The organism is Bacillus sp. MSP13, assembly GCF_000815295.1.
In the GTDB taxonomy this organism is placed as follows: domain Bacteria; phylum Bacillota; class Bacilli; order Bacillales; family Bacillaceae; genus Bacillus; species Bacillus vallismortis.
This window is the reverse complement of record NZ_JXAQ01000016.1, coordinates 57,960-65,895: the sequence shown is the minus strand read 5'-3', so window position 1 is coordinate 65,895 and position 7,936 is coordinate 57,960. Positions and strand designations below refer to the sequence as shown.

Here is a 7,936-nt window from a genome sequence, read left to right as displayed (position 1 = left end):
TGGATCACAGGTTAAGTTCACCGCATCTTGCGATGACACCTGTGTGACCTGCATCGTGCAGGCCTAGTTTGACTGACTACGCACATCGCTGTGCGATTTATAAAAAAATGAATTAACAGGTACGTTTTGTCTTGTTTAGTTTTCAAAGATCATTGCTGCCGCTTAACGAAGCAGCTTTATTACTATAACATTCAGCTTCTTTTAAGTCAATAACTTTTTTCAAAGCATTTAATGAAGCTTTTAATTGTTGTCGGCTGGCTTATCAGCGACGAATAATAATATATCACGGATATTATCAAAAGGTCAACACCTAATTTAGCTTTATACAAAGAGACATTTTGACGGTTATATTCAATCAGCCCTGATCATAAGATGTAGTACAAGAATGATGGACAAGATAAGGAGGCATCTCAGTGAACCACTTCTATGTGTGGCACATTAAACGAGTGAAACAATTTATCATTATACTTATCGCCGCATTTGCAGCAGCCAGCTTTTTTTATATCCAAAGAGCTGTTCCGCTTCCCGTGTTTTCAACTGAAACCGGACCTAAAGCCATTTATAAAGGAGAAACAGATTCGCAAGACGTTGCCCTTACTTTTGATATCAGCTGGGGTGATAAAAAAGCAGAACCTATACTTAATACTCTGAAAGCAAATGGAATTAGAAATGCGACGTTTTTTCTTTCCGCTTCCTGGGCTGAACGCCACCCCGACACAGTAGCGCGTATCGTAAAGGACGGCCATCAAATAGGGAGCATGGGCTATGCTTATAAAAACTATGCCAATTTAGAGAGCAGCCAAATAAAAAAGGACATTAACCGTGCGCAAACTGCCTTTGAAAAGTTAGGGGTCAAAGACATACAGCTATTAAGACCCCCTACCGGACAGTTCAATAAGAATGTACTAACGGTCGCTAAGCAATACAATTATACGGTTGTTCATTATAGTATAAACTCTCAGGATTGGACTAATCCCGGGGTTGAAAAAATTATCGATAATGTGACCAAGCAGGTTTCCGGAGGAGACATTGTTCTTTTACACGCCTCCGACTCGGCAAAACAAACAGAAGAAGCGTTGCCTGATATCATCCATCAGCTAAAAGAAAAAGGGTTAAAAAATGTAACCGTAGGTGATCTCATTGCAAATGCTGATGCCAAATCCTCAGAGATAAAGTAATTACTTCGCTGCAAACCTCGGCAGCATCAGTAATTGGAAAGCATTACACGCCATTAACGGAAAAAGCATTAAATAAAGCCAGTCCTCATCATTTACTCTTAACGCAGGAAACCATTCTAATGCAGTAATCACAACCATTAAAAACAACGATGACACAAACGTTTTCTTAGAGGACTGCTTTTGCTTTATATAAGCTGTTACCACCCCAAAGATCAGTAAAAATATTGGTAACCACGCATAGCCAGTCAGCGATTCTCCGCTTTCTCCAAAAAATAAGAACCGCACATACATTAAATCAAAAACTACAAACAAGATGAAAAACAACTGAAGTAAATTCCATAAGGATGATGATCTTAATATCTCAAGCGCAAACCGGTGAACTGTCAAAAACACGAAGAAACCCATTTGGCTAATCACACTAAAAATCATGCCTACCCCGACAAACCAGAACAAAACAGAAAAAATCTGCCCCGCTTCGAAGGCAAGAAACAGCCCCTTATATTCTCCCCACTTTAAAGCAAAACCCACAATACTCGTGATAACCGCTCCGACAGCTAATATAGAAAAGAAAAAACGAACCAAACCACGGCTTTTCATTTCTTTAATCAACCCCTCAAAAATCGCATACCGCGATATTTTGTTATGTATAATTCCAAAGAGATGAATCATATTAAAAGTAAGACAAGTATGTGAAAGGAGCTTAAGCATGTCAAAAGCCAAAACGCTATTGATGAGCTGTTTTTTGTTATTATCTGTAACAGCTTGTGCTCCAAAAGACCAAGCAGCGGATATGGACTATGATCAGACCAAAAAAATGGTTGTTGATATATTAAAAACTGATGATGGAAAGAAAGCCATTAAGGAATTATTAAACGATGATGCGATGAATGAAGCGCTGGTGATTGACCAAGATGCGATTAAAGGAACGATAGAAAAAACACTCACTTCTAAAAAAGGTGAAGAATTTTGGAAAAACATCTTTGAAGACACTGATTTTGCCGAAGGGTTTTCGAAAACCCTTCAAAAAGAACATGAAAAAGTGATTAAAAAATTGATGAAGGACCCGGATTACCAGAAGATGTTGATGGACGTCATGCAGGATCCAGGCATGAATAAAAAGTACAGCCAATTGGCAAAAAGCCAAGAATTCCGCAGTTACTTAGAAGAGGTTATTAACGAAACGCTTTCTAGTCCGCTTTACAAAAAACAGTTCGAAGATGAGCTGAAAAAAAGCAGCAAAAGAAACGGCTAAAGAAAGCGAATAAAGGGAAAGCCGGGATTTAGAATCCCGGTTCGCCCTTTTTTATACTTGCACTGACATTTTTGCATCTATTTTTTTAGCGATGTCCTGATATATTTCTCCTATAGGATGGCTTTTGTCATATACAGAAGGGGCAAATTGTTCCTTATCCCAATCAGGCTGTTTCAACGGGATTCTGCCAAGCAAAGGCACATTCAATTCCTCAGCTAGTTTATCTCCGCCGCCTTTACCAAAGACATACTCTCTTTCTCCTGTCTTAGCGCTTTCGTAATAAGCCATGTTCTCTATGACGCCAACGACTTCATGATCAGTTTTAATGGCCATAGAACCCGCTCTAGCTGCGACAAAAGCAGCTGTAGGATGCGGCGTTGATACGATGATTTCTTTGCAGCTCGGAAGCATTGTATGTACATCGAGAGCAACGTCCCCTGTTCCAGGCGGAAGATCAAGAACAATATAGTCTACTTCTCCCCACTCTACTTCATGGAAAAAGTTGTTCAGCATCTTGCCAAGCATTGGCCCTCTCCATACGACCGGAGCATTTTCTTCTACGAAAAAGCCCATCGACATCACCTTTACCCCGAAGCGTTCAACAGGAAGAAGTTTCTCTCCTTCAATAGTCGGACGCACAGTGATGCCCATCATATCCGGCACACTGAAACCATAAATATCCGCATCAATTAAACCGACCTTTTTCCCAAGACGAGCCAGAGAAATCGCAAGGTTTACTGACACAGTTGACTTGCCTACACCGCCCTTTCCGCTTGCTACAGCTAGAAAGACTGGCGGATTATCCATATTTAGCAATGTTTTTTTCTCAGCTGACGGCGCTCGGAACTTAGCAATCGTTTCCTCAGGAAGCTCTTCAAATCGAAGGCCGACCGTCTCGGCGCCTGCCCCTTTTAAGACGTTTACGATCTCTTGCTGAATCTGCATTTGCTCTGCAGTCCCGGTCTTTGCAAGAGCGACTTTTACACTGATATGCCGTTTTTCTGGCTTTATTTTAATTTCCTTTACGGCATCCAATTCTCCCAGAGGTCTTTGAAGAAAAGGTTCGCGCATTTCACCGACTAGTTTTCTTACTTCATCTTCTCTTATCATCGAACCTCACCCTTTTGTGTATTCGTTTTCAGGCATTATTATATCATACATAAATGGCAGGTGTCTTATGCTTGAAACCATAAGAAAACCCTCCTTTACTCTGGAGGGTCTCCTTTTTCCGTGTAATATCGCAAAATGCCTTTATATATGGAAGATGCCACCTTGTCCTGATATTTCGATTTTCCGAGCAGCTTTGCTTCACTTGGATTAGATAAAAATCCGACTTCTATAAGTGCTCCGGGTTTGGTGACGTTTTGCATTAAGTAGACACCATGAATCCGCTTTGCTTTCCGGGTTGTGTTTTCCAGGTTTCGTCTCAATTCATCCTGAATGTATTTCGCAACTTTTTCATTTTCTTCATATTTCCCGAAATAAAAGCTTTGGGCTCCGCTCCACTTTTGTGATGGAATCGCATTGAGATGAATGCTGATATACAGTTCAGCCTCTGAATGGTTTATTAATTTGACTCGCTGTCTTAGGTCTTCCGCTTTTCGCCTGCTATAGCCCTTCGTTCCTTCTGGAGCGAGATCGACATCACTCTCCCTAGTCATGATGACAAGCGCCCCTTGTTCCTGAAGGTAGTCCCTGACTCTAAAGGCCACTTCAAGCGTTACATCTTTCTCTAACAGCTTTCCGCCGACTGCTCCTCCGTCAGGACCTCCATGACCGGGGTCCAGATAAATAATTTTCCCGCTCAGGGGCAGACTCCACGGCTTCCATGAATCGTTATTGCTGAACTGATACTTGAATAGAAATAGTAAAACGATGAAGCCTAGCAAAAAACCGAGCCATTTAAGCTTTTTCCTCATCCCTTCCCCTCCCGCTTGTCCGTTACTACATAACTATGGGACAGGGCCGGGAATTATGATTATCGCATGCGAAGCTTACACTGTTTTTCTCTTTGGACAACTCCCTCTGTCCACCAGTCTTTAATGAACTTTCGCGCTGCTTCATAAACCGTATTTTTATCAAAATTTGCGTATTGCTCGTGTATCCAATTATAGAGATAATCAAAAAACTCCATACGCAGCTCTTCTTCTTCACTTGCTGAGCGGGCACTGATGCTCTGCATGGATTCTCCGTAGTAGCCGAAAATCCCAAAACGCCCACCCAACAAATAAGCTTCTATCGCAAAATCAATACAGCCTTCGCTGATAATATCTCTTTCATCATGTAGAAATGGGAATAATGGTTCCAAACAGTCCTTAACAGACAGAATAATTTGTCTCAGTGAGAGTTCTTTGAGCAAGTTCTTTTCTAATTCATAATCCTTTTGGCGTTTCACATCCATAAAAGACAGTACCTCTGCCATACAAATTCACTCTCCTTTTACCGGTTATTTTGAGGTTTCAAACGTGATACCATGCCCGAATTCGGTTGGAAATTCGCCCAAATGAAGGTGCAGGGATTGATAAAAGGAAGAGGATTTAGCAGCTTTCTGCAGGATAGGGAACGAATGTTCTTCCAATAAGCATTATAAAAGCAGCCCCTCTAACAGGTCGCTGCTTTTCATACTTTCACACTTCTTGTTGCAGAATATGTATGAATATACTGGTCCAATACAAAACCGCCTTTATCTTCATAAAAACCAGTGACAATAAAACCGGCATCAATTTGGCCCTTGATTTGGTCTTCTAACGAATGGCCGAACTCTAGAGCTTCATTATTTTCAATCAGTTTTTTCACTTTATATTTTGGAAGATCTTCTGAGTCGGCATATGGAATAGAGTGTTTTACTTTTAAAATACCTTGCTGTTCTAATTCTACATCAAACAGAAATACAACGGGATTGACAAAACCTGAGATTAGAGTGCCGTTTCTTTTTAGCACACGGTGCGCTTCTTTCCAGACCGGAAGGACATTCTCAACAAAAACATTGGCAACAGGATGTACAATGACATCGAATGATTCATCCTGAAATTGACTGAGGTCGTCCATACTCCCTTTGACAGTATGTATCCTAAGATCATCGCGCTCAGCAACTATTCTATCCTGATCCAACTGCTTTTCCGAGTTATCTAATACAGTGACATCCGCTCCTGCGGCTGCCAAAATCGGGCCCTGCTGCCCGCCACCTGATGCTAAACAGAGCACTTTCAGCCCATTGACAGGGGGAAACCAATCTCTCGGTACATCTTTCATTGGTGTTACCCTTATATCCCAATTGCCTTTTTTCGCTTGTTCAATGACATGCTGCTCAACAGCAACAGTCCATTCATTGCCTGTTTCTACTTTTTGATCCCAGGCTTTGCTATTATGATCTACTAACACATTCATGAATCGTTCTCCTTACTTTAATGTATAGAGTATAACAAATATTTCTAGATTGATATCGCTTTCCCTTTGCATATTTTGAAAAAAGTTCATAATAACGCAAAAAAATCACAAAGGAGATGTGATTTTTTTGACTAGTGACTATCATATCATTTTTTTGAATCATATAAGTGGCAAAATACTTGATGCTGCTCAGACATATTGCTTAGCATTGGCATCTCTGTTTTGCATTGATCCATGACAGCTGGGCATCTGGTATGAAACGGACAGCCGGCCGGCGGATTCGAAGGGCTAGGTAAATCACCTTTAAGCTCAATGCGTTCCTTTCTGCGATGTGGGTCAGGGATCGGGACAGCTGAGAGCAGCGCTTTTGTATACGGATGTTTCGGATTCTGTATAATTGAATCGCGATCTCCAACTTCAACCAGTTTGCCAAGATACATCACGCCAATACGGTCGCTTATAAAATCAACAACACTTAAATCATGCGCTATAAACAAATAAGTTAAACCAAATTCCTTCTGCAGGTCTTTCATCAAATTCAGTATCTGCGACTGAATCGATACATCGAGTGCGGAAACAGCCTCATCTGCAATAATCAGCTTCGGATTTACAGCCAGAGCCCGGGCGATGCCGATTCTTTGCCTTTGCCCGCCGCTGAATTCATGCGGAAAACGACTGCCGTGCTGACGGGACAGCCCCACGGTATCCAAAAGTTGATGCACTTTTCTTTCACGTTCAGAAGAAGTCATGAGTCCATGAACAATCAACGGTTCTTCAATGATTTCTTTCACTCTCATTCTGGGATTTAATGAGGCATAAGGATCTTGAAATACCATTTGAAAGTCTTTTCGCAAATTACGAACGTCTTTCTCATTCATGTTCGTAATATCCTGTCCGTTAAATAGAATACTGCCTTCTGTAGGCTCCAGCAGCTTCATCAACATCCGTCCGGTTGTTGACTTACCGCATCCGCTCTCTCCGACAAGGCCGAAAGTTTCTCCGCGATTAATTGTAAATGAGATATCATCCACCGCTCTCACGGCCTTTGATTTTTTAAAAAGGCCCGATGAATCAGAAAAGATTTTTTTCAAATGTTTCACTTCAACTAAAGGCTCATGATTCATATGCTGGCTCCTCCTTTCCCTCATTTTCATTCAGCCAGCATCGGCTTGTTCTTCCTTCCCCCACGTTTAGCAATGGCGGCTCTTTTTTCAGGCATTTATCAAAGACAAACGGACAACGTGATGCAAATTTGCATCCGGACGGCCAATCCTCTGCCATCGGAACATTGCCTTGGATAGAATGCAACCGTTCCTGCCGCTTGCCGATTCGAGGAATGGATTCCAGCAGCCCTTTTGTATACGGATGCTTTGGATCATCAAACAAATCATAAACCGAACCTTGTTCTACAATTCTCCCTGCATACATTACAGCCACTCGGTCACACGTTTCAGCGATGACGCCAAGATCATGTGTGATCAACAATATCGATGTGCCGTGTTTCTCCTGCATATCTTTCATGACATCTAGTATTTGGGCTTGAATCGTCACATCAAGCGCTGTTGTAGGTTCATCGGCAATTAATAATTTAGGCGAACAAGACATGGCCATGGCGATCATGACGCGTTGTCTCATTCCCCCGGACAACTGGTGAGGGTACTGCTGTAAAATTTCATCAGCCCTTGAAATACCGACTTGTGTCAACATTGAAACTGCATGTTGATCCGCTTTTTTGCGTGAATAGTTGAAGTGCTTTTTAATCGCCTCTCTTAGCTGATTCCCTATCGTTAGAACGGGATTTAATGAAGTCATCGGCTCTTGGAATATCATGGCGATCTCATTTCCCCTCAGTTCCCGAATTTCTTTTTCTGAGAGAGCTAAGAGGTCTCTGCCGTCAAAATGAATTGATCCGCCAACGATCTTTCCCGGTGTGTCTTTTAACAGTTTCATAATGGATAAAGAGGTGACGCTTTTTCCGCTCCCGGATTCCCCTACAATACCTAAAATTTCACTTTCATTTATCGTAAAATCAACTCCGTCAACTGCAGGAATTTCCTTACCGTTTACAAAAAAGCTCGTCCGTAGCTGATTGACGTTTAATATCGGTTTCATTCTTTTA

The 7,936-nt window shown here is 41.6% G+C and carries 8 protein-coding genes and 1 pseudogene; 2 read left to right on the top strand and 7 right to left on the bottom strand.

Features of this window, described 5'->3' with window-relative positions:
* The first annotated feature begins 413 nt into the window (after nt 1-413).
* A complete protein-coding gene (pdaB, locus tag SC79_RS19040; protein WP_039076417.1) occupies nt 414-1,178 on the top strand; it encodes a polysaccharide deacetylase family sporulation protein PdaB in 765 nt (254 codons plus the stop codon).
* Here the strand turns inward: pdaB and kbaA are convergent, their stop codons facing one another.
* Nucleotides 1,179-1,775: a KinB-signaling pathway activation protein gene (kbaA, locus tag SC79_RS19035; RefSeq protein ID WP_039076416.1), complete on the bottom strand. Its 597-nt coding sequence runs from the start codon at nt 1,773-1,775 to the stop codon at nt 1,179-1,181.
* Nucleotides 1,776-1,884: 109 nt separating this feature from the next.
* On the opposite strand from kbaA, the pseudogene gerD reads away from it, so the two are divergent.
* Nucleotides 1,885-2,443 (top strand): annotated as a pseudogene (gene gerD / locus SC79_RS19030) (spore germination lipoprotein GerD).
* Nucleotides 2,444-2,481: 38 nt separating this feature from the next.
* Here gerD and salA read toward each other — a convergent pair.
* The 6 genes from salA to SC79_RS19000 all read right to left on the bottom strand — a co-directional run bounded on the left by salA (nt 2,482) and on the right by SC79_RS19000 (nt 7,929).
* Nucleotides 2,482-3,540, bottom strand: coding sequence for an iron-sulfur carrier protein/transcriptional regulator SalA (salA, locus tag SC79_RS19025; RefSeq protein ID WP_039076414.1), 1,059 nt, complete (start codon nt 3,538-3,540; stop codon nt 2,482-2,484).
* 95 nt (nt 3,541-3,635) lie between these two features.
* Nucleotides 3,636-4,349 (bottom strand): N-acetylmuramoyl-L-alanine amidase CwlD, encoded by a 714-nt coding sequence (gene cwlD, locus SC79_RS19020; protein WP_039076413.1) that lies wholly within the window; start codon nt 4,347-4,349, stop codon nt 3,636-3,638.
* A 59-nt stretch (nt 4,350-4,408) separates the two neighbouring features.
* A complete protein-coding gene (locus SC79_RS19015; RefSeq protein WP_039076412.1) occupies nt 4,409-4,852 on the bottom strand; it encodes a YbaK family protein in 444 nt (147 codons plus the stop codon).
* A gap of 197 nt (nt 4,853-5,049) precedes the next feature.
* Nucleotides 5,050-5,817 (bottom strand): class I SAM-dependent methyltransferase, encoded by a 768-nt coding sequence (locus SC79_RS19010; RefSeq protein WP_039076411.1) that lies wholly within the window; start codon nt 5,815-5,817, stop codon nt 5,050-5,052.
* A 146-nt stretch (nt 5,818-5,963) separates the two neighbouring features.
* The gene (locus SC79_RS19005; RefSeq protein ID WP_039076410.1) at nt 5,964-6,941 is read right to left on the bottom strand and encodes an ABC transporter ATP-binding protein; all 978 of its coding nucleotides are present in this window, start codon (nt 6,939-6,941) and stop codon (nt 5,964-5,966) included.
* Nucleotides 6,931-7,929, bottom strand: a complete 999-nt coding sequence (locus tag SC79_RS19000; RefSeq protein WP_039076409.1) for an ABC transporter ATP-binding protein — start codon at nt 7,927-7,929, stop codon at nt 6,931-6,933. The genes SC79_RS19005 and SC79_RS19000 overlap by 11 nt, the downstream gene beginning before the upstream one ends.
* Between the last annotated feature and the right edge of the window lie 7 nt (nt 7,930-7,936).